Below are 24,772 nucleotides of genomic sequence, written 5' to 3' on the forward strand. Positions count from 1 at the left end.
ATTGAATTGTCGGTCTTCATTTATGCAGGCGTGACATTCTATCTCAGATTACGCTCACCGAAATTTGAGTTCGACCTGTGCCTTGACGATGTCGCCCAGCGACACGGTCCGCTTCTCACGGCTGGCGGGGTCGATTCCCGAGATTGAGTTCTCGCCCACATCGTCGAGATCGAGCTTGAAGGTATCCTTCTTCGTGCTGATTTCGAGTCGACGGCCGATCACGCGTTTGAAGTGCCGCGGGGATTCGAGCTTCCTCGTCGCCCCCGGGCTCGTCACCTCGAGCTGATAGGGCTTGTCACGGAAGATCTCGACGTCGTCGAGGGTGTCGCCGACGAGTCGGCTGGATTCGGCGATCTTCTCCATCGACATCGGTTCCGTACTGGACTCGTCAAGGTCGACGACGACCGTCAGCGCCCGCCTTTGCCCTGCGGCGACTGCCTTGACCGATTCCAGGTAGAAACCGGAGGTCTTCAGCGGCTCCCGCAGAAGTTTCTCGATCTGCGCCACGTCTTCATCCATGTGTCCTCCAGTCCTCATCCCGCGGCCGAGGGGTGCCTCGCGCGGGTACGTCGTATCTGCCCTGCTGATTGCCTATGCCCAACCCTAAGCGACTCCCCCGGGTGGGGTTAAGCATCCGCTACGATTGGCCTATGCGTTTTCCCGTCAGCCGTCGCGCTCTTCTCCTCTTCGGTGCGAGCGGGGCCGGCCTGAGCCTGCTGTCGGGCTGCGGAGTGAGACTCGATACTCCCCCGGATGTGCCGACTCTCGATGAGACGAATCAGCTGCGCAACCGCATCGCCAGGATCCTCGCCGCCACGACCGCGGGAGACACGGATCCCGAGACCGCAGGTGAGGATCTGCAGAAGCTCCGCACTGCCATCGGTCCGGTGTGGTCACCACCCACGGAGGTGGCAACCGAGGCCCCACCGTCGGAGAAGCCGCGGTCCTACATCGCCGCCGCCGAGGTGGTCTCCACCGCCGTATTCACCGCTCTGCCGACCTTGGGCTCAACTCTCATTCCTGTGCTCGTTGACGTCGCGACTGGCCTTGCGTTGACCGCGGGGGCAGAAGAGCACGCGAAGATCATCCGTGACGCAGATGCACTGATCCGCGACTCTCGCCAGCCCAGTCCTGACTCGGCCTCGGGCGAACCTGAGGCTGCGAAGGACTCGGGCTCTCCTGACGAACAGGGACCCACCGCCGACGATTCCACTGCTTCCCCGATGTGGAATGAGATCCTCGACCAAGCCAGGGCCGCCTCCTACGGATATGAGCGTCTCGCCGTGAACTTCGACTCGAAGTCGCGTGAGCGCAAACGTGCGGTCGCCCGTTTGGAGTCCTTGGGCTCACTGGCAGGAGAGATGCTTGAGAAGCTCGGCGAGAAGAACGCGGACGCTGGTGCTCCCTCGTGGAAGCTCGACCCCAGCCCCACCGACCCGGCGACCGCCAAAGAGCTGGCCCTATCCCTCGAGGACGGCCTCGCAGCCGCCATCCTGCCATGGCTGCAGACCGACACACGAGCCGCTCTGCGACTGTGGGAGTCGGCACAAGCCCGCATGGTCTTCGCCGGCCCCCAGGTGCTGCGTTACTCCTATTCCGAGGACTCGGGAGCCGCGGTGGCACAGAAATGAAGGTGCCACCGGTCCTGTTCAACGCCACTCGCGACATCATCGGCGAATTCCGCACCACCTCCTGGGTCGCCGCATTGGATTTCATGGCCACTGAGCTCGCCGATCGCTGGAAGCTGAGCTTCGACGATGTCCCCGGCTCTCCCTGGGCCGGTTGCGAGAGCCTCGTCATCCCGGTCCTGACCCAGGAGCACTACCAGGGGGTGCTGCGGTTCGCCGCCCCCACCTCGGCGCACACTGCCGCGCATGCGCAGGCCCTGCGGGCGTTGAAGATGTGGAACGGGCACGGCGCCGTCCGGGTGGTCAGGGACGATCACAGCTTCCGGGTAACGCTGCAGGAGCGGTTGCGGACCAAGGACAATCTGTCTGTGCTTCCTCTGGCCGATGTGCCTCCGGTCTGGGGTGCCCTGCAGAGGTCGCTCGAGATTCCCGCGGATTCCGACTTTCTGCGGGTCCAGGATGTGGCGGCAGGCTGGTTGAGCACCTTCGATGCTGATGCCGGTCTGCTCAGCGGCTGGTCAGAGGCAGGTCCCGGTGATTCGCTTCTGCTCTCGTTCGCGCGCAATTGGATGCAGACGCTGGCCGCTTCAGAGGAGAATTGGCTCATCCACGCCGATCTGCATTACTACAACATCCTCGCCGGCAACCCCGATGCCGCCGGCATCTCCACGTGGAAGGCCATCGACCCGCAGCCGCTGTCGGGCCCGACCGCCTACACCTTGGCGCCGGTGCTGTGGAATCGTCTCGTGGAGATCCCGTCCCAGCATCCGCAGGCCCAGGCCGCGTGGCTGCGCGGCTTCGCCACCGACCTCGCACTGTGCGCAGGCATGGACCCACAGTACGGAATGGGTTCCGCCGTCGCGCGGGAGGTCACGAACATGTTCTGGTATCTCAGGTCTGCTCGCAGCGGTTCGACCGGGGCCTTGGCCGATGCCGCACGGTCCTTGTGGGTGGCGCGTGCCCTGTCCGGTGCCGACGTCGCCGGCGTCAACGCCCACGCACTCAAACCCATCGGCTGAACACTCCCCTAAACCTCCCCGACGTCGCTGATGGCACCCGGCGCCGGGGTCGTTTAGTGACGTCGGGGAGGTTTAGCGATGGTGTCAGTCAGTGAATGAGGCCGGAGATCACGTCGTAGCCGAGTTTGAGGATCATCGCGGAGACCACGATGACGAAGACAACGCGGACGAAGCCGGATCCCTTCTTCAAGGCCGTGCGCGCACCGAAGATTCCGCCGAGTACGTTGCCCACTGCCACGACGAGGCCGAGCGCCCACACGACTTGGCCGTCGGGGATGAAGAAGACGAGGGCTCCGAAGTTCGTCGCCCAGTTGATGACCTTCGCTGTGGCCGAGGCCTGGAGGAATGAGAACCCGATGACTGTGACGAACGCGATGACGAGGAAGGAACCGGTGCCCGGGCCGAGCACGCCGTCGTAGACGCCGATCGTGAGTCCGATCAGCCATGACAGCCCATGATGGCGTTTCGAGGACTCCCCGAACCGCAGGGTCGCATCGGCGCCGAGGCTGGGGTTGAGGACCGTGAAGAGTCCGACCCCGATGAGCGCGATCAGGATGATCGGTGTGAAGAGTTCACCGGGGACCAGGGTCGCGAGTTTGGCGCCGAGGACGGCACCGAGGAACGCCGTGGCGGCGGCAGGGATCGTCGCCGATCTGTCCGGCGTGATCTTGCGCAGATAGGTCACCGCCGAGGCGGTTGTCCCCGCGATCGATCCCACCTTGTTCGTGGCCACCGCCTGGACCGGTGTCATGCCGGGCACCAGCAGCAGCGCCGGCAGCTGGATCAGACCGCCGCCGCCGACTACGGCATCGATCCACCCGGCCAGTACGCCCGCGGCCAACAGCCACAGGAGCATCCCGAGGGTGACATCGATGCCGGCGGTGAGGGTTTCCATCACCTGGGTCGGCTCAACGTTCAGATGTTTCCGCGATCGCAGCGTCTGCCGCGGAAGCAGCCGCGGCGTAGGCGGCGCGGATCGTGGCCACGGTGGAGGCGACCACCTCGGCGACGGGCTGCTCCTGCTTCTCATCGGCCAGACGGTTGCGGACTTCGACCACTCCATCGGCCAGGCCGCGACCGACGACGATCACGGTCGGGATGCCGATGAGTTCAGCATCGGCGAACTTGAAGCCGGGTGAGACCTTGAGGCGGTCGTCGAGGAGGACGGTGACGCCCTCTGATTCGAGCTCGGATGTCAGCTTCTCGGCCGCCTCGGCGATCTCTTCGCCCTTGCCTGCGGCGATGATGTGCACATCGGCCGGGGCCAGGTGCTGGGGCCAGAGGAGACCGCCTTCGCTGTGGTATTCCTCCGCGATGCAGGCCATGACACGGGTGACGCCGAGGCCGTAGGAGCCCATAGTCACGGTAGTGGCCTTGCCGTTCTGGTCCAGGACCTTGAGATCAAGGGATTCGGCGTACTTGCGGCCCAGTTTGAAGATCTGACCGATCTCAACGCCACGGGCCAACTCGAGCGGGCCAGAACCGTCGGGCGCGGGGTCACCGAGGACCACCTCGGCGGCCTCGATGGTGCCGTCGGAGGTGAAGTCGCGACCGGCTACGAGATCGAAGACGTGGCGGCCGGGCTCGTTGGCGCCGGTGATCCACCGGGTGCCCTCGACGACGCGAGGATCGAGGAGATAGCGGACCTTCGAGGTGCCCTCGAGTCCAAGCACCTGGTTGTCGAGGTCGAGGCCTGGTCCGATGTAGCCCTTGATGAGCTCCGGGTGGGCGGCGAGATCTTCGCTGGTGGCGGCCTCGAGATCGACTTCGCCGTTGCCGAGCATTCCGGTTCCGGCAGCGCGGTCAAGGTCGACGTCGCGGTCTCCGGGAAGGCCGATGACGATGATCTCGCGGGTGCCGTCGGGGTGGGTGACGGCGCAGACGACGTTCTTGAGTGTGTCTGCTGCGCTCCACTCGCGGTCCTCGCGAGGGTGATCGGCGTTCGCTGCGGCCACGAGGGACTCGATCGTGGGGGTGTCTGGGGTGTCCTCGACGTGGGCTGCGGGTGAGTCTTCGAACGGGATCGCCTCGGGCACGATCGAGGTCACTGCCTCGACGTTCGCGGCGTATCCGCCGGGTGAGCGCACGAAGGTGTCTTCACCGACCTCGGAAGGGTAGATGAATTCCTCGGTGCCGGAGCCGCCCATGGCGCCGGGTGTGGCTTTGACGGGCAGGCAGGGCAGGCCGAGGCGGGCGAAGGCGCGCAGGTAGGCCACGCGCATGGCTTCGTAGGAGGCGTCGAGTCCGGCGTCGTCGATGTCGAAGGAGTAGGCGTCCTTCATGATGAATTCGCGTCCGCGCAGCAGACCCGCGCGGGGCCTGGCCTCATCACGGTATTTGGTCTGGACCTGGTAGATCGAGAGCGGGAGGTCCTTATAGGAGGAGTACAGGTCCTTGACGAGGAGGGTGAAGACCTCTTCGTGTGTGGGTGCCAGAATGTAGTCGTTGTCCCTGCGGTCCTTGAGGTGGAACAGGTCGGGTCCGAAGGCTTCCCAGCGGCCGGACTTCCGGTACGGGTCGGCGGGCAGCAGACCGGGGAAATGAACTTCCTGCGATCCGGCTTCGGCCATCTCTTCGCGCACGATGGCTTCGATCTTGCCCAAGACCTTCAGTCCCAGCGGCAGCCATGTGTAGATCCCCGGGGCCGATCGGCGGATGTAGCCCGCACGGTGCAGAAGTTTGTGGCTGGCGACCTCGGCACCGACCGGGTCCTCCTTCTGGGTTCGCACGAACAGGGACGACATGCGCAGGGCCATGGGTGATACTCCTCAACTTGTCAAGACTCAGATCGAACACTATCGCACGCGAGTATCCACACGGCAATTATGGGACAAAACCGATCGCTCGCGTGGTTGGAAGGCGGCAGTCAGCGGGTGGATTCGCGTGGTGGGGGAAGCGAATTAGACTGGTGGGCACAGACGTCCACCAGGGCCTGAACGATTCAGGCCGATTCGCTGTCCCACCGACTCCCTGACCGATACGAAGAGCATGCCTGATTCCACTCAACTGACGCAGTTCCCGCGGCCCTCGGTCGCGGTCGACACCGCGGTCCTCTGCCCCGTCCCTCGGCGTGGCCTGCACGTGCTCCTCACTCATTCCGGCGATGGCGTGTGGCAGCTGCCGGGGTCGATTCTGCGCCCCCAGGAGCGACTCGCCGAGGCTGTTGCCCGGTGTCTGCACGAAAAGGCGCGGCTTGTCGACCGTGCCCCAGTTCAGCTCCATGTCTTCGACCAGCCCGATCGTGATGATCGCGGGTGGGTGATCTCGGTGGCACACCTCGACGTGCTGTCGACGAACGATATCGGATTCGGTGACGCGAGTACCCCGGAGACAGAGCCTGACCCGAAGGATGCCCGACGGAGAAAGCTGGCTCCTGTGCATTCGGTGCGTGAGCTCAGCGCCGAGCATCAGGAGATCGTCCGAGTGGCGGTGCACCGACTGCGTGCCCTGCATGAGCGCACACCCGACCCGTTCGGGCTGTTGCCGAAGGAATTCTCGCTGCGACAGCTGCGCGAACTGCACGAGGTCGTTTCCGGCGAGGATCTGCAGGCAGACACCTTTCGCCGCACGATGCTTCCGCTGCTGGCACCGACTGGGCAAGCTGTGTCCCAGGGGCGCGGTCGCCCCGCCCAGACATTCACCCGCCGCTCCGAGATCGCGCTGCGTCGCGATGCAGACGTCCCAGCACCGAGCGCGGGCACCGACGATAATGGACTCTGATGTGTTGAACGCTGATGTGATGGAGGCCGACTGTGGAGATTGACCGTTCGCCCGGCAAGCACGTTCGTGTCGACGTCTGGCTGTGGACGACCAGGATGTTCAAGACCCGAAACCTGGCGACTCAGGCCTGCCGCGGCGGACACGTCCAGGTCGATGGTCAGCGTGTCAAGGCAGCGCAGAAGGTCTCCATCGGCCAGGAGGTGCGCGTGCGCAAAGCCAGCACCGAATTCATCTGGAAGATCACCGGCTTCATCCCCACTCGGCCGCAGGCCTCGATCGCTGTGCAGTGCTACGAAGACCTCACTCCGCCGCCGGATCCTGCTCTGCGCGGATTCGTCCCCCGCCGAGACAAAGGATTGGGACGGCCGACGAAGAAGGACCGTCGGGAGATGGAGAAGTTTCTGGGCGACATGGCCAAACCCCGAAACTGGGATCGCCGAGACTCCTGAGGCTGCCGCTGGCCGCGCCGCTGGCCCACAACCATTCGCCGCCGGCGTGAGGCCGGTCAGAACATGACGGTGGCGAAGGTGCCGACCTGTTCGAACCCGACGCGTGTGTACATGCGCAGGGCCACCTCGTTGTAATCATTGGCATAGAGGCTCACAGTGGTATGCCCCGCGGCTCGAGTCTGCGCGACGACGGCCGCCATTCCGGCAGCGCCCAGGCCCTGCTGGCGAACGTCGGGATGGACCCAGACGCCCTGAACCTGAACGATGCGCGGTGCCCGGATGCCGATGTCTGCCTTGAACAGCACCTGCTCGGCCTGCTCCGTCGCCGGCCAGCGTCTGACCGCACCGCCCTGAGGCAGAGTCTCGGAGATGCGTGCAAAGCAGTTCTTACCCCGAATGATGTTGCGGACTCGGGCCAGGTAGCTCGCCTGGCCGCCCTCGACGGGAGAGAAGCCCACCTCGTTGGTGAACATGTCCACGCTGGCAGAGAACACTGCGGGCAGCTGCTCCACCGTGACCAAGTTGACGGCCTCGTCGGGTTCGATCAACGGGTCGGAGCTGATGGCCAACAGCGGCTGGCGGTCACGGACCCCGCGGGGACGCCCCCAGTTCAGGCGGCTGTGCAGATCGAGGATGATGTCGCGGGCGCCGATGAGTGAACAGGAGTAGCGCCCATCGGCGTTGAGCTTCTCCGCAAGCACCTGGTTGGTGCCTGGGGTCGCAGCGACGGGGATGATGTTGCCGCCCACCCAGTAGGCTGCGACCGGACGATCGCCGTTGAAGACTCCCAGCAGGGTACCTGCCGGGGACCCCATCTGAGCTGTGCCGGTGACTTCGAGCAGCGCGATGAGGTAGACGTTCTCACACGGGTTGCGTGCGAGCAGATCCTTCAGCCAGTCAGTGTGCTGATGTCCCAGCCGAGCGACTCTCAGCACGAGAGCGCCTCCTTGTTCAGATCCTCACACACCGGGAAATTTCTCCGCCAGGACTGGGCTCAGCCGACGACGACGTCGGGCGACCCGGACGGGATGTCGGACTCAGCTGCGATGCGATTGGCTTCTTCGATGAGAGTCTCGACGATCATGTCCTCGGGCACGGTCTTGATGACCTCACCCTTGACGAAGATCTGGCCCTTGCCGTTGCCGCTGGCCACACCGAGGTCGGCTTCACGAGCCTCACCGGGACCGTTGACGACACAGCCCATGACAGCCACACGCAGAGGAACCTCCATGCCTTCGAGACCGGCAGTGACCTTGTCCGCGAGGGTGTAGACGTCGACCTGGGCGCGTCCGCAGGAGGGGCAGGAGACGATCTCGAGTTTGCGAGGTTTGAGGTTGAGGCTCTCCAGAATCTGGTTGCCGACCTTGATCTCCTCCACCGGTGGGGCAGAGAGGGAGACGCGAATCGTGTCGCCGATGCCCTGCGACAGCAGTGTGCCGAAGGCGGTCGCGGACTTGATTGTGCCCTGAAAGGCGGGCCCAGCCTCGGTGACGCCCAGGTGCAGGGGCCAGTCGCCGCGTTCGGCGAGCAGCTCGTAGGCGCGGACCATGACCACGGGGTCGTTGTGCTTCACAGAGATCTTGAAGTCGTGGAAGTCGTGTTCTTCGAACAGCGAGGCCTCCCACACGGCGGACTCGACGAGCGCCTCCGGAGTGGCTTTGCCGTATTTCTCCATAATCCGCTTGTCCAGGGATCCGGCGTTGACACCGATCCTGATCGAGGTTCCGGCGTCATTTGCCGCCTTCGCAATCTGCTTGACCTGATCGTCGAATTTGCGGATGTTTCCGGGATTGACGCGGACAGCGCCGCAGCCGGCGTCGATCGCGGCGTAGACGTACTTCGGCTGGAAGTGGATGTCGGCGATGACCGGGATCTGCGACTTCTGCGCGATGATCGGCAAAGCGGCAGCGTCATCGGGTGAGGGGCAGGCCACCCGCACAATGTCGCAGCCTGCGGCAGTGAGTTCGGCGATCTGCTGCAGAGTCCCGTTGATGTCAGTGGTCTGCGTCGTCGTCATCGACTGGACACTGACAGGGAAATCGGAACCGACGCCGACCTTTCCGACCTGGATCTGTCGCGTCTTCCGTCGCGGCGAGAGCACAGGAGGTGGTGGGGCAGGCATTCCGAGATTGACCGATGTCACGAAGACATTCCCTTCATTGAAGACTGGGGACCAGACTGATCGTTCGAGTCATTCATATTGTAGGACTTCAAACTGTGTCCGGGCTCGTCGACCACGGTGTGATCGCTCACCACAGCATCGTTTCGCAGGTATTGTGAAGGAAACTTGCCTTCCGATCCGAGGATCAGATCAGAGGAGATGCCTGTGCGCCGAGGCGATTCTGTGCCCTTCACCCACCCCGATACCCAGGCCATCATCGGCCATCTTGAAGCTGCAGCCGATTCCCTGGCAGACCAGGGCGGCACATTGGCGTGGGGTGTCTTTCGCCGAGGTGAGACCGGGACCGTTGCCCAGGGCGACGTTCCCTACCGGATCGCGTCGATGACGAAGTCGTTCACTGCGGCGCTCATGGGCCACCTCACATCCAAGGGCTTGGATCTCGATCGGCCCCTGGGCCAGCTCATCCCCGATATCGCCGACACATCGATCGCCGACCGCACGTGCCGACAGGCACTGACGATGGGCACCGGGTTCACCAAGGACGACCCCTGGGCCGACCGGGTGGAGTCGATGACGAAGACCGAGCTCGTCGACTATCTCAAGGCCGGAGCCATCCCCATCGGCCCGGCAGACACCGGCTACGAATACTCCAACCTCGGCTATGCACTCCTCGGACTCGTCGCCGAGGCAGTGACCGGGAGGCCGTTCATCGACCTCGTGACCACCGAGGTGCTTGAACCCGTAGGTCTGACTCGCACCGGTTTCGACATCGCCGACTTCCCAGACCTGATGCCCGGCATCCGCATCGACCGCAACGGCGGCGGCCACCCTGCCGAACTCACCGGCCCCGGTGCCTTCTCCCCCATCGGCGGAGTCATCTCCACGGTCAACGACATCGGGGCCTGGATGGATGCCCATATGGACGCCCTTGAGAACATCGACGCCTATGCGCCTGAGGCGCTGCCGCGGATCCTGAACGACAATCAGCAGGCGCATCGCCTCATCGAAGTTCAGCACAGCGAGCACCACACGGAATCCGTGAACTACGGTTTCGGTCTGCAGCCGCGCCTGGACTCCCGCTTCGGTCGTGTCGCCTGCCATTCCGGGGGCTATCCCGGATACGGCTCGCACATGCGCTGGTTCCCGGATCTGGGTCTGAGCATCGTCGTGTTCGGCAACACAACCTACTACCCGGCCGAAAGCACCGTCCGGGACGCCATCGACGCCGGTTGGGCCGCGGCAACGGGCAATCCCGGTCTGCAGCTCACCCGCAGGGCCACCGCGGTGCCGTCACCTCACCACGCCGCCGCACCCGAACAGGCAGAAACCGTGCTGCGCGCAGCGAACCTGGTCATCGATTTCGACGATACGGTCGCCGAGGAACTCTTCACCGTGAACATGGACCTCGATGAGCCTCGCGCAGAACGTGGTGAGCGTTTCGCAGCGTGGAGAGAAGAGCAGCAGCTCACTCGGGCCTTCAGCGCCGAGAACGTCACCATGACGACTCCGCTGAAGGGGACGGTGACGGTTCCGGGCGGGCAGGCTGGCGGCGAGACGAACCCGGCACAGACGTCACCGACGATCACGGTGAGCTTGGACCACCTCGGCGAGGTGCAGACGATCTCACTGAGCAGCTGAACACCGCTCCCGCCGGGCATTGCGGGCAGACTTCTCCCTCGCTGTCCCGCCGCCCGGGGTCGGCCCTCCGGCTATCCGGAGTTGAAGATCGCGTCTAACGTGACGGGTTTGACGAGGTCGACGTAGACGAGCAGCGCCGTCATGCACAGCATCAGCGCGATGACGACGTAGGTCAGCGGCAGCAGTCGGGCTGTGTCGAAGGGCCCGATCTTGCCGCGCCCACGGAATTTGTTGATCTGGCGGCGCGCCCCTTCGTAGAGGCCCACTGCGATGTGTCCGCCGTCGAGCGGGAGCAGCGGGATCATGTTGAACGCGAACAGGAAGATGTTGAGTGATCCCAGCATTCCCAGCCCCAGCTGCGCCTTGTCCATGATCTGGAACTTGTCCGTCGACACGATCTCACCGGCGATGCGCCCGACTCCGACCATCCCGACCAGCCCCTCGGCGTCGCGTTCCTTCGAACCGGTGGCCACCTCGGCGATGTCGATGAGTTTGACGGGCAGGGTCACGATCGCGTGGAAGACACCGCTGACCTGGTCCCAGACTGCGCCGGGGAATTCGTTCAGCGGCAGCGGCTGGCGCTCCTGGACCGGTCCGACGCCGAAGAATCCCTCCGTCACCGTCTGAGGTGTGCCGTCGGCGTTCATTATGGGCTTTCCGCTGTCGTCGACGCGGGCGCTCTCATGCGCGATGATCGGAACGTTCACGGACTGCGAGTGACCGTCCCGGGTGAACGACACGTCGACTCGCTCACCGGCATGATCTTTGATGACGCTGGAGAGTTCGTCCCAGCTGTCGGTGGAGACGCCGGCGACCGAGGTGATGTCATCGCCTGGTTTGATTCCGGCTTCCCACGCGGGAGTCAGCGGATCATCGTCCTGGCAGCTCTTCCTCTGGTCCGCGGGACGCTGCGCCGCTTCGGAGGCCGGAACCGCACACTCGACGACGGTCTGCACGGTGGTCGTCGGGGTCGTGATCCCGATGCCGATGAGCGAGATCGCCATGATGATGATTCCGAGGACGAGGTTGACCAGAGGTCCGGAGAACATCACGACGAGGCGTTTGGGGACGTTCAGAGCGTAGAACGTCCGGTGCTCCTCCCCCGGATCGATCTCCTGGTTCGAGAAGTCCCGGGCATCGGCCATCGTGTTCTCGAACAGGCGACCGCGCCGCTGCCTGCGCGGGCGGCCAGCAGTCTCGATCGCGACGTCGCCGAGGTGATCGCTTCCGGCCGCGTCAGTTGCGTGCTGGGCATCCTCTCCGGAAGCAGTCCCGGCCCGTCGCGTTGTCGCTTTGAGGGGCGGGTACATTCCCGGCATGGCGATGAATCCGCCCAAGGGAAACGCCTTGATTCCGTATTCCGTCTCGCCGCGGCGGAACGAGAACACGGTCGGGCCGAAGCCGACCATGTAGTGGGTGACCTTGACACCGAACTTCTTCGCCGGCGTCAGGTGGCCCAGCTCGTGCAGACCGATCGAAATCGAGATTCCGATCAGGAACAGGACGATCCCGACGATGTAGAGGAGAACCGTCATATCAGGAACCGCCGAGGCTCGTGCCCGGTGCGGACTGTGCAGCCGGTGCGCCGGGTGCGGCCTCTGCCACCTGCTCCGCCAGGTCTTGGCGGGCGAATTCTCGAGCCCAGGCGTCGGCGGCGAGGACGGTCTCGACCGTGTGCTCGGCTGCCGGCTGGTGGGCCTGCAGGGCCCGTTCGATGCCCTTGTCGATTCCGGTGAATGGGATCTCACCACCCACGAAGGCTTCGACGAGAACCTCATTGGCGGCGTTGAAGACTGCGGGGAAGCTCTTCCGCTTCCGTCCGGCTTCAACGGCCAGGCCCAAGGCGGGGAAGGCGATGTGGTTCACGGGTTCGAATGACCAGTGCATCGGCTGTCCCCAGTTGTTCGCCACCGCTCCAGACGCCAGTCGACGGGTCTGACCGTCGGACTGAGTGCCGAGCGCGTAGGCGATGGGCAGTCGCATGTCCGGCGGTGAGATCTGCGCGATCGTCGAGGCATCGCTGAATTCGACCATCGAATGGATCTGGGACTGCGGGTGGACGACGACTTCGATGTTGTCGAAGTCGATATCGAAGAGCAGGTGGGCCTCGATGACTTCGAGGCCCTTATTCACCAGTGTCGCCGAGTTTATGGTGATCATCGACCCCATCGACCAGGTGGGATGTTTGAGTGCCTGAGCCGGGGTGACACGTCGCAGCGCGTCCCGGGTCATGCCGCGGAAGGGTCCACCGGAAGCGGTGATGACGAGTTTGCTGACCTCACCGTGGGTGCCTGAACGCAGGGCCTGGGCGATCGCCGAGTGCTCGCTGTCCACAGGGATCAGTGCCGCTCCGGTGCGGGCCGCGGCATCGAGGACGATCGTGCCGCCGATGATGAGTGACTCCTTGTTCGCCAGCGCCACATCGGTGCCGCGCTTGAGCGCGGCCAGGGTCGCGCCGAGCCCGGCGGCTCCGGTCACCGCATTGAGAACGATGTCGGCAGCGGCACCGGCGACCACCTCGGCGGCATCGGGGCCCACATGGATCTCACGGACAGGATCACTGATGCCTCGTTGACCAGCAGCCTGCTCCAGCCTCTTCCGGATCTCATCTGGGCCGCCCTCAGGTGGGCTGGTGAGACCGATGACGGGGACCGAGAAATCGAGCGCCTGGATCACCAAAGCATCGAGCTGGGTTCCAGCGGCGAGCCCGATGACCTCGAAATCCGCTGCGTTCTCTTCCAGGACATCGAGGGCCTGGGTGCCGACCGAACCGGTCGAGCCGACTACAATGATTCTACGTTTGCTCACGCCTACCGATAATGCCAAAGTTCTCTGAGAAATGACTCGACATTGTCATCATCGGCGACGTGAGATATGCAATGCGAATCTATGGTGAGAGAGGTTTACATGAGTGCAACGCTGAGCCCCGACGACATCCTGGGACTGGATTCGGTCTTCGAGGAAGATGACCTCGAGTTCGCGTCGATCGTGAAGAAATGGCTTGATGAGAACGTTCGCGAGAAGATCGGCGACTACTTCCTCGACGCCACAATCCCCGCTCGGGAGCTCGCAGAGGGACTCGGCGAACTCGGGCTCCTCGGCATGCACCTCGACGGCTACGGCTGCGGCGGATCCACCGCCACCCAGTACGGTCTGGCCTGCCGTGAGCTCGAAGCCGTGGACTCGGGTCTGCGTTCACTCGTCTCGGTCCAGGGATCATTGGCCATGTTCGCCATCCACCACTTCGGCTCCGAAGCGCAGAAGGAGGAATGGCTTCCGAAGATGGCTGCCGGCAAGGCCATCGGCTGCTTCGGCCTGACCGAACCCGACGTCGGCTCCGACCCATCGGGCATGAAGACGACCGCAAAGAAGGACGGGTCCGACTGGATCCTCAACGGCGCGAAGATGTGGATCACGAACTCCCCCGTCTCCGACGTCATGGTCGTCTGGGCAAAAACCGAGGAAATCGACTCCAAGGGCAAGCCCGTTGTCCGCGGATTCGTCGTCCCCAGCGACACCGAGGGTGTCCAGACTCCTGAGATCCACCGCAAGATCTCTCTGCGTGCCTCGATCACCGGTGAGATCGTCCTCGATAACGTGCGCCTGCCCGAAGACGCCATGCTGCCCGAGGCCAAGGGTCTGAAGGGCCCCCTGTCCTGCCTGTCCGAGGCCCGCTACGGAATCGTCTTCGGAGTCACCGGTGCCGCGCGTGACGCGCTCCAGTCCGCACTGGAGTACACCGGCACCCGCGTTCAGTTCGACCGTCCGCTGTCCTCGTTCCAGATCAGCCAGCAGAAGCTTGCGAAGGCCTTCGGCCAGTACTCGCAGATCACACTGCTCGCCGCCCACCTTGGTAAGCTCAAGGACTCGGAGAAGGGTGTGCGTCCCGAACAGATCAGCCTGGGCAAGATGGTCAATGTCGACACCGCGATGAACGTCTGCCGTGACTTGCGCGCACTGTTCGGCGGTTCGGGCATCACCAGCGAATACCCACCATTGCGCCACGCCGTCAACCTCGAGACCGTGCTCACCTACGAGGGCACCCACGAGGTTCACCAGCTCACACTGGGCCGCAGCCTCACCGGGATCAACGCCTTCGCGAACTGATCCCTGCGGGGTCTGAGTTCAGCCGACAACCGCTGGCCAGAAGTGTCTACGTCGTGCATCAGTGCACGACCGCGCCACCTCTGGCCAGCGGTTTTTGTCATTCATCGGGTTGCGTCTTTCATTCAGCTGCAGCTCGAGTACCACGGACTGTTCGTCTTCGCCGAGTGTGCTGGTGGCGGTGAATCCCTGTGCCTCCGCGAATTCAGCAGCGTTCGTATATTGTGCGACGCCGAGTTCGATGAGCACCACCCCGCCTGGTGCCAGCCACTCACGAGATTCGCTGACGAGGCGACGAACCAGGTCGAGCCCATCGACTCCCCCGAACAGTGCCGTCGCCGGTTCGTGCTCACTTGCCTCACGGGGAAGGAATTGGGCAGCAGAATCTGGCACATAAGGCGGCACCGCGGAAATGACGTCGAAGCTACCACTGAGGGCCTGTGGCAATCCCACCAGACAGTCAAGCAAGTGAGCCTGAGCGCAGGGTCCGACATTGTCCTGTGCCCACCTCAGTGCTGTTTCGTCATGATCGCCGAGATGGATCTGCGTACCCGGGATAGCCGAGGCCACCGTGGTGGCGACAGCTCCCACCCCGCAGAAGGCTTCGAGGAATCGGGCCGGACGTCCGTTTTCCGTCGCATCGGTTACATCACGAACAGCATTTGCGGCCTGCACAGCACTCCCTGTGGTCTGCACAGTATCCGTTGCAGCCTGAACTGCAAGGATCGACCGTTCCGCCAGCAACGCGGTCCGCTGCCGAGGCACGAACACGCCAGGAACAACGTGGAGTCTCTGCCCCGCGAATTCGACCCATCCGACGATCTGCTCGAGAGGCTCGCCCGCGACGCGGCGAGCTATGAGTTCGGTCAAAGAGGATTCCTGGTCAGAAACGGAGCCCTGCGCCGCTTCCATCAGGATCCGCGCTTCATCTTCAGCGAAGACACACCCTGCCTCTCGCAGTCGGGCCACCACCTTCGGCGGGTCCATCTGCTCGGGCCCGTCTGGGTCGGACTCGGACCCTTCTGGGTCGGAGGCGTCAGGCCTCAGCTAGGGTCTCCTGAGCCAGCCATTCCAAGCTCGATTGCGCATCGAGCACTTTCTCCTCGGTGACGATCAGCGGGCGGCTCGGTGCCAATGCGACCACTGCGGCAGGTTCGACTCGCGAGTCCCGCATCGCTTGGTCGATATTCGCGGTCTCCCCCGCGACGGTGATGCCGACTCCTTCGAATTGGGAGCGGATGACCTTGACCGAGGCTCGTCCCGATTCGATCGGGGCAGCGTCGATCGTGTGCACGAGAACCGTGGTGAGGCCCTCGCCCCCACCATCAGTTGAGGAAGAGTCCGCAGACGACGCGCTGGCAAACGGGGCATCGGTCGATGCCGCGCCGGAACGAACGTCGACGCTGGCTCCGATGCGCACGGCGCCGAGGATGCTCAGCCTCCGCGAGATCGGTGGAACATCCTCGGCGATGACGACTCGAGCGTTCTCTGTGCCGATGATGCCCATGGCATGGAGGATGCCGCCTAGTTTCGCACTCCGGTCCAATACCTCGGCGCGATCGAGCTCCACAGGCTTCGACAGTGCCTTGATCAGCCGTGGGTCGCTGACTTCACGGCCATCGACCATCGGCTTGTCCGGGGTCGGACCGGTGAGGACGATGTCATCGGCACCGCCCATGACGATCGGGAAATCGAGCAGCTCGAACACCGGGTTAAGCGTTCCGGGTGAGGTGTCTGTGGGTGCTTCGAAGTAGTGGAAGTCAGTCAACGGAGGCCATCACTTCGACGACACGGTCGATGAACGCATCGACTTGGTCTTCGTCGTAGGCTTTGTTGCCCTTGGCCGTTTTGAACAGGACGCGGCGGACCTGGTCAACGCTCATCGCCACACCTTCCGTGAAGTAGGCGTTGACCTTCTCGCACATGTCATCGACCTGGTCGATGTCGTAGCCGATGACTCCCGGGGCCGGGTTGTCGAAGTGCTCGCCCGGTTCGCGGACCAAGCGTCCTCGCAGAGACGAGGCCACACGTGTCAGTTCGGAGACCCAAGCATCTTGGCCCGACTGTGCGATGAGCCGGTCACGTGCCTGTTTGGCGAAGGCGTCTTCGAGACGATCGAGCGCAGCATCGACGACGGCAACGTGGTATCCCTTTCGCACCAGATCGAAGCCGACTGTGCGCACCGCGCGTGAGTCGAGGTCACCGGGCTGCGGAGTGGGGCGTTCGAAGGATTCGCGCGCACGTTTGAAGAAGCTGTCGACCTGTTTCGGGTCGTAGCCGTTCTTCCATCCGGACATTCGGGGGAAAGTCGTGTCCGCCATGTTGCCTCCAGAAGCGAATCGTGCGTATGGGTCATTTCCACCATGATAAATGGCGGACGCGGAAAATGCGTGTTCGCGACGTCTCAGTCGGCGGCGGCGAGCTGTCCGCAGGCCCCATCGATGTCCGAACCGCGGGTATCGCGGATGGTCGTGGGAATGCCCTGGTCGATGAGCCTGCGCACGAATTCGTCGGCCACCTCCGGGTCGGAGGCGGTCCACACGGACCCGGGCGTCGGGTTGAGCGGGATGGGGTTGACGTGGACCCAACCGCGACCACGAGCATTGAGCTTCTTCGCCAGCAGTTCCGCACGCCAGGGGTGATCGTTCATATCCTTGATGAGGGCGTATTCGATGCTCACCCGACGTCCTGTCACCTGGTAGTAGTTGTACGCGGCATCGATGGCCTCATCGGCCTTCCACCGGGTGTTGACCGGGATCATCTCATCGCGCAGTTCGTCATCGGGTGCGTGGAGGCTGAGTGCGAAGGTGACCGGAATCTCCTCGGCCGCCAGCTTGTTGATACCTGGGACCAGACCGACCGTGGAGATGGTGATGCGACGGGCCGACATTCCCAGTCCCTGCGGCGCTGGTTCGACGAACCGGCGCACCGCGTTCATCACGCGTTTGTAGTTGGCCAAGGGTTCGCCCATTCCCATGAACACGATGTTGGAGACGCGTTCGGGTCCCGTCGCCGAGGTGGTCGAGTCCGATGCGTCGACCATTGCCTCTGGTGATTCGCCCTGGTCATCGTCTGCTTCGGCACCGAGGGCCGTCTCGCCGTCGGCTGGCATGTCCCCCGAGGGTGCCGGTGCGAGTTCGCCGTCAGCGATGACCTGGTTGGCGCGGATGACCTGTTCGACGATCTCGGCCGCAGACATATTGCGTGTCAGTCCCTGCTGTCCTGTTGCGCAGAAGGGACAGTTCATTCCACAACCGCACTGGCTTGAAACACAGAGTGTGACTCGGTTGCGGTAGCGCATGAGCACCGATTCGACGAGTGCTCCGTCATAGAGGCGCCACAGGAACTTGATTGTGTCGCCGTTGGCGGTGCGCAGGCGACGAACCTCGGTCAGGAGGTGGGGGAAGAATCGTTCCTGCAGGTCGGCACGCAGGTCCTTCGGCAGGTCCGTCATGGACTCGACATCGGTCTGATAGTGCGTGAAGTAGTGAGTGGAGATCTGCTTGGCGCGGAAGGCGGGCAGTCCCATCTCTTTGACCGCGTCGATGCGTTCGTCCATCGTCATATCGGCCAGATGCTGCTTTGGCTGGCTGGCTCGTGGAGATTTGAAATTAAGCAGCGGACGGCCGTCACGCGTCGGCGTCTTCGATGTCGTGCCGTCTGCGTGTTCGACGACGGGCCGTGTCTGCCTGTTACCTGCTTGAGAACTCACACGTCCATTGTCTCATGAGAGCAAATGTCTTGGAGTGTGTGTGCCGCCACGCCCGATAAGAGGCTGTCACCGGCGATTGAGGGCTGGGTGGATACCCGCGGTTCGCGGTCATGCAGATGCCCGCGATTGACGGCTATCCAATTGCAGGTGCGAGGCGGATCAGTGTGGATCAGAGGTAGCCGGGCAGGACCGTGAACATCACGAGGGCCACCGGTGCGGTGGGCAGGATCGAATCGAGTCGGTCCATGACGCCGCCGTGCCCGGGCAGCAGAGTCCCCATGTCTTTGAGGTCGAGGTCGCGTTTGATCATCGATTCGCTGAAGTCGCCGAGGGTGGCGAAGGCTGGGATGACGACACCTATGACCAGACCGGTCCAGAACGGAGCGTCGAAGAGAGTCAGAGCGAGGATGGTGGCGACCGCGGCGGCGAAGACCACCGAACCGATGTAACCTTCCCAGGATTTCTTCGGGGAGATTCTCGGTGCGATCGGGTGTTTGCCCCAGAGGACGCCGAAGACGTAGCCGCCGGTGTCAGAGGCGACCACGCTGGCCAAGAACAGGATGACGTAGAAGTTGCCGTCGGGTTGGGTCAGCAGGTACACGACGAAGCAGGCCATGAGGCCCACGTAGGTCAGTGCGAACAGGGACAGCGAAACGTCTTTGACCGCGTTCTTACGGCGCTCGACCATGGTGAAGAGCATGACGGCGCCGGCACTGGCGGCGAAGGTCACCCACAGGGCCTCGCGTCCACCGACGAACGTCGCCACCACCATGCATGCCGCCGACACCATCGTCGGTATCCGCGATACGAGTGACCCCGACCGGGACAGCGCATTGGCCAGCTCCCACATTGCGGCCACGATGGCGATGAGGATGATGAAGAGGAAGGAGATCGGGAAGAAGATGAGGGACGCCAGGACAATGCCGCCGATGAGCAGCCCGATGCCGATCGCAGCCGGCAGATTTCGTCCGGCCTTGCCGTAGTCCTTCTCCGCCACCTCAGGGACATCCTGCCCAGACTCAGCGGCAGGGTTCGTCGCCGGGTCTTCCGGCGAATAGTCCTTATCGGAGTTGCGCAGGTCTCTGCGCCTGGGGAATGGGGTCTCAGGCCCCGCTGCATGCGGAACCGGATCCGGATCCGGCCCCCCGAGGGGAGCCGGATCGGATGCTGGAGTGCCTGGCCCGGTCAACGAAATCATCAGACCTCGAGGAGCTCAGCTTCCTTCTTGGACAGCAGTTTGTCGACATTGTCGACCTTGCCCTTGGTCAGGTCATCGAGTTCGGAGATTCCGCGTGCGACTTCGTCTTCACCGGCGTCGCCGTCCTTCTTGATGCGCTCAAGGGTTTCCTTGGCATGACGACGGATGTTGCGGATCGACACCTTGCCGTCTTCAGCCTTGCTCTTGACGATCTTCACATATTCCTTGCGGCGTTCCTCGGTGAGTTCCGGGAGCACGACGCGGATGACGTTGCCGTCGTTGGCTGGGTTGGCGCCGATGTCCGAGTTGCGCAGCGCGGTCTCGATGTCGCCGAGTGCTCCACGATCGTAAGGAGTCACCAAGATGGTGCGAGCTTCTGGGGTCTGGAATGAGGCCAGCTGCTGCAGAGGGGTCGGTGCACCGTAGTAATCGATCTCGATGGCGGCGAACAGTGCGGGATTGGCGCGGCCGGTGCGGATGGACGAGAAGTCCTCCTGCGTGAATTCCACGGCTTTGTCCATCTTTTCCCTGGCCTCGGCCAGTGTTTCTTCAATCACGACTCACTCTTTCCGTCGATAGGAGCTTTGGGTTCATTCTATGGGTCATAGCTGTCGAATGCCGCACTCGTTTGGTCCAGGGAGAGTTCTGGACCTCGTCTGAGACATTTCGAGGCGTTGTAGGCCCGGGGCCGATGCGCCCTGGAGACTATTTGACTACGGTGCCGATCTTGTCGCCGACGATGGCCTTGCGCAGATTGCCTTCGCCTTCCATCCCGAAGACGTGCATCGGAAGTTTGTTGTCCATGCACAGGGAGAATGCGGTTGCGTCGACGACTTTGAGGCCCTTCTGCAGCGCCTCCTGATAGGTGATCTCACGGATCTTTTCTGCAGTGGGGTCGATGTTCGGGTCGGCGGTGTAGACGCCGTCGACTCCGTTTTTGGCGATGAGGACTTCGTCGGCGTGGATTTCCAGCGCCCGCTGAGCGGCGACGGTATCGGTGGAGAAGTAGGGCAGTCCGGCTCCCGCGCCGAAGATGACGACCCTGTTCTTCTCCATGTGGCGCATGGCCCTGCGCGGAATGTAGGACTCGGCGACCTGCGACATGGGGATTGCTGTCTGCACCCGGGTGTCGACGCCGGTCTGTTCGAGGAAGTCCTGCAGCGCAAGGCAGTTCATGACTGTTCCGAGCATGCCCATGTAGTCGGCGCGTGTGCGGTCCATGCCGCGCTGTGACAGCTCTGCTCCACGGAAGAAGTTTCCGCCTCCGACGACGATGCTGACTTCCACCTCTTCGACGGTAGGGGCTACTTCTCTGGCTACAGCGGCGACGACATCGGGATCGACTCCGATTTTGCCTCCGCCGAAGACCTCACCCGAGAGTTTGAGGAGCACGCGGCGGCGGTGTGTGCGGACTGGTCTGCTGGCGTAGCTGGATTCGTGAACCGGGGTGGATGTCATTTAGAGTCCTTCTTCCGTCTGGGCAGGTTGGAGCCCGGATGTGTCGTCGGTGCCAGTGTAGCGAAAACGGGGCCGGACCGAATGGTCCGACCCCGTCAGCCGCTTATGAGTTCACTCTCAAGCGAGACGACTGCTGTGCAGGTCGGTTTACGACCCGCTCAGCGGTCAATGATGTTTCAGGCTCCGACGCGGAAGCGCAGGAATCCGGTGGCCTTGACGCCGGCAGCTTCGAGGACCTTGCTCACGGACTGCTTGGGATCCTTGGCGAATCCCTGGTCGAGCAGGCAGTTTTCCTTGAAGAAGCCGTTGACGCGGCCTTCGATGATCTTGGGCAGAGCCTTCTCAGGCTTGCCTTCGTTCTTCGCGGTGTCTTCAGCGATGCGACGTTCGTTCTCCACGAGGTCGGCTGGGACCTCTTCGCGGGAGAAGTACTTCGGGCTCATAGCTGCAATGTGCACGGCGACGTCGTGTGCGACAGTGGCGTCATCACCTTCGTATGCCAGCAGGACGCCCACCTGAGGTGGCAGGTCCTTGTTCGTGCGGTGCAGGTAGGACTCGACGCTTGCGCCTTCGAGACGTCCAACGCGACGAAGGGCAACCTTCTCACCCAGAGTCGCACCGCTTTCAGTGATGAACTCCGAGACGGGCTTGCCGTCCTTCGTGGACTCGAGAACAGCTTCGGCCGAATCGGCGTTGCTGGACACGGCCAGAGACAGAACTTCATCAGCGAGTGCAACGAAGGGATCGGACTTCGCAACGAAGTCGGTCTCCGAGTTGAGCTCGATCATCGTTCCGACGCCGCCCTCGACGTGGGTAGCCACGAGACCGTCAGAGGTGGAGCGACCTTCACGCTTGGTGGCGCCCTTGAGACCCTTCACACGGAGGACCTCGATGGCTTTCGCCTGATCGCCGTCAGCTTCGTCAAGAGCCTTCTTGACGTCCATCATTCCGGCGCCGGTCTTCTCGCGCAATGCCTTGATATCAGCGGCAGTGTAGTTTGCCATTCTTTCTCCTCAGGATGGTGGAGTTATGGAAAATCAGGACTCTTTGGACTCGGTGGAGTCTGCAGCTGCTTCTGCGGCGGGTGCTTCGGTTGCCTCGTCAGCAGCTTCGGCAGCAGCCTCAACTGGCGGCTCGTCGGTTGCTTCTTCAGCGGCAGCAGCGGCATCGGCGGCTGGCTTCTCGGCAGCGTCTGCAGCCGGAGCGGCAGCTTCCTCAGAAGCAGGAGCGTTGCCCTCGAGCAGTTCGCGTTCCCACTCTGGCATCGGTTCGACGGCGGAGACGTTCTTCTCTCCGCTGTTGTCGTCCGAGGAGTGGCGGGCGATGAGGCCCTCTGCCACTGCGTCGGCGATCACGCGGGTCAGCAGGGACACCGAGCGGATGGCGTCGTCGTTGCCCGGGATCGGGTAGTTGACGTCGTCAGGGTCGCAGTTGGTGTCGAGGATCGCGATGACCGGGATTCCGAGCTTGCGAGCTTCGTCGACGGCGAGGTGTTCCTTCTTGGTATCAACGATCCAGACAGCCGAAGGGGTCCGCTGCATGTCGCGGATACCGCCGAGGGTCTTCTCCAGCTTGTCCTTCTCGCGACGGAGAATGAGCAGTTCCTTCTTGGTGTGCGAGGAACCTGCAACATCGTCGAAGTCGATCTCTTCGAGTTCCTTCAGGCGGCGCAGGCGCAGCGAGATGGTCTGGAAGTTGGTGAGCATACCGCCGAGCCAGCGCTGGTTGACGTAGGGCTGTCCCACGCGCTTGGCCTGTTCGGCGATCGATTCCTGGGCCTGCTTCTTGGTGCCGACGAACAGGATCGAGCCACCGTGGGTCACGGTTTCCTTGACGAACTCGAATGCAGAGTCGATGTAGCCCAGCGACTTCTGCAGGTCGATGATGTAGATGCCGTTGCGCTCGGTGAAGATGAAACGCTTCATCTTCGGGTTCCAACGGCGGGTCTGGTGTCCAAAGTGAACGCCGCTGTCGAGCAGCTGGCGGATGGTGACGACGGCCATACCGACGTCCTCCCTTCTCTTGCGCCCGGAGGCGCTTTTACGTCATTATCGAACGACAGCATTGTGCTGGCGGAACAATGACATTTTCGGTTAATTCCTGGTATTCGGTTCATCCGCCCCACAAATTCGCCCTTGCAGGCTATTTGCACCATGGGATGGAGAAGAAATCGAATACGCGTAGTCAGAAGACACGCTTCTGCTGAGGCCAGTCTATCCCTGTTGCCCAAGGCTTTTCCAATCGATCAGGCACCTGCCGAATGGGCTGCATCACAGTCTGCGCGGCTTTCAGACTGCTCGGTGTGCTCACCCAGTGCACGCCCCCAAGTAGCCAGTCAGTCGACCCATGTCCGGCGCCGTGTGGATATCTTTGTCCCGCATCGCCTGATCAGAGCCGCAGCTTCGAGGTTCCAATCAGATTCGCAATCTCCACAACTCGCTGGTCAGGCACTCCTCTCGACCACTCATGGGCAGTCTCCTGTGGATCGCCGCGCCACTCGTGTTCGTTTCGTCTGTGTACGACGGGGCTCTGTCCACAGTCGCTGCTCGCGCGCCTGACATCTGGAGGCGACCGGGCTTCCATTGGCTCATGGACCTCATCGTCGCTTCTTCGCACACCGCCCGTTCCATCTGGTCTCGAACGCTGCCGGCTGCCTTGTCTCTAACTCGGCTGGCGGTCTGGTCCAGGGCTCGCCTGGCATCTCACAGGCTGAGTCGCATCATGACCGTGAGTCTGATTCCAGTGCTCCTCGCCCTCGCCGAGGTGGTGGCACCGTTTTCGGCGACCTCTGCCGAAGCTGCGGCCCAGGCACAGAGGACATGGGCCTCCCCGGTCCCGGCGATGGAGATTCTCGAAGCATTTGATCCGCCGACAGAGGCGTGGTTGAAGGGACACCGGGGCATCGATGTGCTCACGGTCAGTGGTGAACCGGTGCGGGCACCCGCCGCTGGCACCATTCGCTTCCGCGGCTCGGTAGCTGGCACCGCGACCATCAGCATCGAAACAGATTCCGGATATGTCATCTCGTTCCAACCGGCAGAGTCGGTTCTGAAAACGGGCGAGGCGTTCTCTGCCGGTGCTGAGATCGGAACAGTCGCTGAGGGTGGTCACTGCGATCAATCGTGTCTGCACGTCGGCGTCTGGAAGTCTGAGGGAGTGAAGAAGTACATCGACCCGGCAGGCTTCTTCGGACAAGAGGAGTCGATCCTCTTGCCACTGTCGCGCAAGCCCGAAAAGGAACATACCGGCGACTCCACGACCTCTGGAGCGGGTGCGTGGGGTGGACATCGCAATGGTCGGATACCTGCCGCGGCGATGTGTTCGTTGATGTCGGCGCCGGGACAGATGCTGCGCTGTGATGCTCAGACGGCGTTCGACCGGATGTCTCACGCCTATGCAGCCAGGTTCTCGACTCCGATCTCGGTGACTGATGCCTATCGTGACTACGACACTCAGGTCATTTTGAAACGACGGAAGGGTCGGATGGCTGCGACTCCCGGAACCTCGAACCACGGTTGGGCGCTGGCAATGGACCTGGGCGGCGGAATCAATTCGTTCGGCAGCGCTGAGCACCAGTGGATGCGTGCCAACGCACCGAAGTTCGGATGGATCCATCCGAGCTGGGCTCGTCAGTCGGGTTCACTGCCTGAACCGTGGCATTGGGAATTCTATGGTCACGAATAAACTTAAAGTTGCGTCCCTGGAGCCCGTTGGGCGACCGAAT

General features: G+C 63.0%; 23 protein-coding genes. 7 read left to right on the forward strand and 16 right to left on the reverse strand.

Features of this window, described 5'->3' with window-relative positions; translation table 11 throughout:
* Positions 1 to 54 precede the first annotated feature (54 nt).
* Positions 55 to 519 carry a ribosome maturation factor RimP gene (rimP, locus tag INT29_RS13600; protein ID WP_101571192.1) on the reverse strand — a complete coding sequence of 155 codons (465 nt, stop codon included), beginning with the start codon at positions 517 to 519 and terminating at the stop codon, positions 55 to 57.
* Between the two features lie 131 nt (positions 520 to 650).
* On the opposite strand from rimP, the gene INT29_RS13605 reads away from it, so the two are divergent.
* Positions 651 to 1,631 carry a hypothetical protein gene (locus INT29_RS13605; protein WP_193071968.1) on the forward strand — a complete coding sequence of 327 codons (981 nt, stop codon included), beginning with the start codon at positions 651 to 653 and terminating at the stop codon, positions 1,629 to 1,631.
* Positions 1,628 to 2,647: an aminoglycoside phosphotransferase family protein gene (locus INT29_RS13610; RefSeq protein WP_193071969.1), complete on the forward strand. Its 1,020-nt coding sequence runs from the start codon at positions 1,628 to 1,630 to the stop codon at positions 2,645 to 2,647. Before INT29_RS13605 ends, INT29_RS13610 begins: the two co-directional genes overlap by 4 nt.
* Before the next feature lie 88 nt (positions 2,648 to 2,735).
* Here INT29_RS13610 and INT29_RS13615 read toward each other — a convergent pair whose 3' ends face one another.
* Positions 2,736 to 3,542, reverse strand: a complete 807-nt coding sequence (locus tag INT29_RS13615; protein WP_101571198.1) for a TSUP family transporter — start codon at positions 3,540 to 3,542, stop codon at positions 2,736 to 2,738.
* A 13-nt stretch (positions 3,543 to 3,555) separates the two neighbouring features.
* Positions 3,556 to 5,403: a proline--tRNA ligase gene (locus INT29_RS13620; protein ID WP_101571200.1), complete on the reverse strand. Its 1,848-nt coding sequence runs from the start codon at positions 5,401 to 5,403 to the stop codon at positions 3,556 to 3,558.
* Between the two features lie 232 nt (positions 5,404 to 5,635).
* On the opposite strand from INT29_RS13620, the gene INT29_RS13625 reads away from it, so the two are divergent.
* Together INT29_RS13625 and INT29_RS13630 are read left to right on the forward strand one after the other, a co-directional pair.
* On the forward strand, positions 5,636 to 6,367 hold the full coding sequence (locus INT29_RS13625; protein ID WP_193071970.1) for an NUDIX hydrolase: 732 nt from the start codon (positions 5,636 to 5,638) through the stop codon (positions 6,365 to 6,367).
* A 32-nt stretch (positions 6,368 to 6,399) separates the two neighbouring features.
* Positions 6,400 to 6,816 carry an RNA-binding S4 domain-containing protein gene (locus INT29_RS13630; protein ID WP_101571205.1) on the forward strand — a complete coding sequence of 139 codons (417 nt, stop codon included), beginning with the start codon at positions 6,400 to 6,402 and terminating at the stop codon, positions 6,814 to 6,816.
* Between the two features lie 56 nt (positions 6,817 to 6,872).
* Here the strand turns inward: INT29_RS13630 and INT29_RS13635 are convergent, their stop codons facing one another.
* Together INT29_RS13635 and ispG are read right to left on the reverse strand one after the other, a co-directional pair.
* Positions 6,873 to 7,751: a DUF4081 domain-containing GNAT family N-acetyltransferase gene (locus INT29_RS13635; protein WP_101571207.1), complete on the reverse strand. Its 879-nt coding sequence runs from the start codon at positions 7,749 to 7,751 to the stop codon at positions 6,873 to 6,875.
* A gap of 59 nt (positions 7,752 to 7,810) precedes the next feature.
* Positions 7,811 to 8,959 carry a flavodoxin-dependent (E)-4-hydroxy-3-methylbut-2-enyl-diphosphate synthase gene (gene ispG / locus INT29_RS13640; RefSeq protein ID WP_101571209.1) on the reverse strand — a complete coding sequence of 383 codons (1,149 nt, stop codon included), beginning with the start codon at positions 8,957 to 8,959 and terminating at the stop codon, positions 7,811 to 7,813.
* 183 nt (positions 8,960 to 9,142) lie between these two features.
* Here ispG and INT29_RS13645 point away from each other — a divergent pair, with 183 nt between their 5' ends.
* Positions 9,143 to 10,576 carry a serine hydrolase domain-containing protein gene (locus INT29_RS13645; RefSeq protein ID WP_180958941.1) on the forward strand — a complete coding sequence of 478 codons (1,434 nt, stop codon included), beginning with the start codon at positions 9,143 to 9,145 and terminating at the stop codon, positions 10,574 to 10,576.
* Positions 10,577 to 10,647: 71 nt separating this feature from the next.
* Here the strand turns inward: INT29_RS13645 and INT29_RS13650 are convergent, their stop codons facing one another.
* Together INT29_RS13650 and dxr are read right to left on the reverse strand one after the other, a co-directional pair.
* Positions 10,648 to 12,111: a M50 family metallopeptidase gene (locus INT29_RS13650; RefSeq protein WP_193071971.1), complete on the reverse strand. Its 1,464-nt coding sequence runs from the start codon at positions 12,109 to 12,111 to the stop codon at positions 10,648 to 10,650.
* A gap of 1 nt (position 12,112) precedes the next feature.
* Positions 12,113 to 13,384: a 1-deoxy-D-xylulose-5-phosphate reductoisomerase gene (gene dxr, locus INT29_RS13655; protein ID WP_193071972.1), complete on the reverse strand. Its 1,272-nt coding sequence runs from the start codon at positions 13,382 to 13,384 to the stop codon at positions 12,113 to 12,115.
* Between the two features lie 99 nt (positions 13,385 to 13,483).
* On the opposite strand from dxr, the gene INT29_RS13660 reads away from it, so the two are divergent.
* Positions 13,484 to 14,683 carry an acyl-CoA dehydrogenase family protein gene (locus INT29_RS13660; protein ID WP_193071973.1) on the forward strand — a complete coding sequence of 400 codons (1,200 nt, stop codon included), beginning with the start codon at positions 13,484 to 13,486 and terminating at the stop codon, positions 14,681 to 14,683.
* 18 nt (positions 14,684 to 14,701) lie between these two features.
* Here INT29_RS13660 and INT29_RS13665 read toward each other — a convergent pair whose 3' ends face one another.
* From INT29_RS13665 to rpsB, 9 genes are all read right to left on the reverse strand, one after another.
* Positions 14,702 to 15,550 (reverse strand): N5-glutamine methyltransferase family protein, encoded by an 849-nt coding sequence (locus INT29_RS13665; RefSeq protein ID WP_193071974.1) that lies wholly within the window; start codon positions 15,548 to 15,550, stop codon positions 14,702 to 14,704.
* Between the two features lie 166 nt (positions 15,551 to 15,716).
* Positions 15,717 to 16,448, reverse strand: coding sequence for a hypothetical protein (locus tag INT29_RS13670; RefSeq protein WP_193071975.1), 732 nt, complete (start codon positions 16,446 to 16,448; stop codon positions 15,717 to 15,719).
* Positions 16,441 to 17,001: a DivIVA domain-containing protein gene (locus INT29_RS13675; protein ID WP_101571225.1), complete on the reverse strand. Its 561-nt coding sequence runs from the start codon at positions 16,999 to 17,001 to the stop codon at positions 16,441 to 16,443. Before INT29_RS13675 ends, INT29_RS13670 begins: the two co-directional genes overlap by 8 nt.
* 83 nt (positions 17,002 to 17,084) lie before the next feature.
* A complete protein-coding gene (locus INT29_RS13680; protein ID WP_193071976.1) occupies positions 17,085 to 18,392 on the reverse strand; it encodes a radical SAM protein in 1,308 nt (435 codons plus the stop codon).
* 169 nt (positions 18,393 to 18,561) lie between these two features.
* A complete protein-coding gene (locus INT29_RS13685; RefSeq protein ID WP_101571229.1) occupies positions 18,562 to 19,590 on the reverse strand; it encodes a phosphatidate cytidylyltransferase in 1,029 nt (342 codons plus the stop codon).
* Positions 19,590 to 20,147, reverse strand: coding sequence for a ribosome recycling factor (gene frr, locus INT29_RS13690; protein ID WP_101571231.1), 558 nt, complete (start codon positions 20,145 to 20,147; stop codon positions 19,590 to 19,592). The genes INT29_RS13685 and frr overlap by 1 nt, the downstream gene beginning before the upstream one ends.
* A gap of 148 nt (positions 20,148 to 20,295) precedes the next feature.
* Positions 20,296 to 21,048 carry a UMP kinase gene (gene pyrH / locus INT29_RS13695; RefSeq protein ID WP_101571232.1) on the reverse strand — a complete coding sequence of 251 codons (753 nt, stop codon included), beginning with the start codon at positions 21,046 to 21,048 and terminating at the stop codon, positions 20,296 to 20,298.
* Positions 21,049 to 21,224: 176 nt separating this feature from the next.
* Entirely contained in the window at positions 21,225 to 22,052 is an 828-nt protein-coding gene (gene tsf / locus INT29_RS13700; RefSeq protein ID WP_101571234.1) for a translation elongation factor Ts, read from the reverse strand.
* 33 nt (positions 22,053 to 22,085) lie between these two features.
* On the reverse strand, positions 22,086 to 23,051 hold the full coding sequence (rpsB, locus tag INT29_RS13705) for a 30S ribosomal protein S2 (RefSeq protein WP_101571236.1): 966 nt from the start codon (positions 23,049 to 23,051) through the stop codon (positions 22,086 to 22,088).
* Between the two features lie 718 nt (positions 23,052 to 23,769).
* Here rpsB and INT29_RS13710 point away from each other — a divergent pair.
* Positions 23,770 to 24,732 (forward strand): D-alanyl-D-alanine carboxypeptidase family protein, encoded by a 963-nt coding sequence (locus tag INT29_RS13710; RefSeq protein ID WP_226830986.1) that lies wholly within the window; start codon positions 23,770 to 23,772, stop codon positions 24,730 to 24,732.
* Positions 24,733 to 24,772 lie beyond the last annotated feature (40 nt).

The organism is Brevibacterium sp. FME37, from assembly GCF_014897485.1.
Lineage (GTDB): Bacteria > Actinomycetota > Actinomycetes > Actinomycetales > Brevibacteriaceae > Brevibacterium.

Bases quoted from the DNA above. Each gene is read 5' to 3' on its own strand.
- INT29_RS13605 (WP_193071968.1), top strand. From the start codon at position 651: ATGCGTTTTCCCGTCAGCCGTCGCGCTCTTCTCCTCTTCGGTGCGAGC.
- INT29_RS13710 (WP_226830986.1), top strand. From the start codon at position 23,770: ATGACCGTGAGTCTGATTCCAGTGCTCCTCGCCCTCGCCGAGGTGGTG.
- pyrH (WP_101571232.1), bottom strand. From the start codon at position 21,048: ATGACATCCACCCCGGTTCACGAATCCAGCTACGCCAGCAGACCAGTC.
- INT29_RS13675 (WP_101571225.1), bottom strand. From the start codon at position 17,001: ATGGCGGACACGACTTTCCCCCGAATGTCCGGATGGAAGAACGGCTAC.
- INT29_RS13610 (WP_193071969.1), top strand. From the start codon at position 1,628: ATGAAGGTGCCACCGGTCCTGTTCAACGCCACTCGCGACATCATCGGC.
- INT29_RS13660 (WP_193071973.1), top strand. From the start codon at position 13,484: ATGAGTGCAACGCTGAGCCCCGACGACATCCTGGGACTGGATTCGGTC.
- INT29_RS13620 (WP_101571200.1), bottom strand. From the start codon at position 5,403: ATGGCCCTGCGCATGTCGTCCCTGTTCGTGCGAACCCAGAAGGAGGAC.
- INT29_RS13625 (WP_193071970.1), top strand. From the start codon at position 5,636: ATGCCTGATTCCACTCAACTGACGCAGTTCCCGCGGCCCTCGGTCGCG.
- INT29_RS13650 (WP_193071971.1), bottom strand. From the start codon at position 12,111: ATGACGGTTCTCCTCTACATCGTCGGGATCGTCCTGTTCCTGATCGGA.
- INT29_RS13615 (WP_101571198.1), bottom strand. From the start codon at position 3,542: ATGGAAACCCTCACCGCCGGCATCGATGTCACCCTCGGGATGCTCCTG.
- tsf (WP_101571234.1), bottom strand. From the start codon at position 22,052: ATGGCAAACTACACTGCCGCTGATATCAAGGCATTGCGCGAGAAGACC.
- rpsB (WP_101571236.1), bottom strand. From the start codon at position 23,051: ATGGCCGTCGTCACCATCCGCCAGCTGCTCGACAGCGGCGTTCACTTT.
- rimP (WP_101571192.1), bottom strand. From the start codon at position 519: ATGGATGAAGACGTGGCGCAGATCGAGAAACTTCTGCGGGAGCCGCTG.
- INT29_RS13685 (WP_101571229.1), bottom strand. From the start codon at position 19,590: ATGATTTCGTTGACCGGGCCAGGCACTCCAGCATCCGATCCGGCTCCC.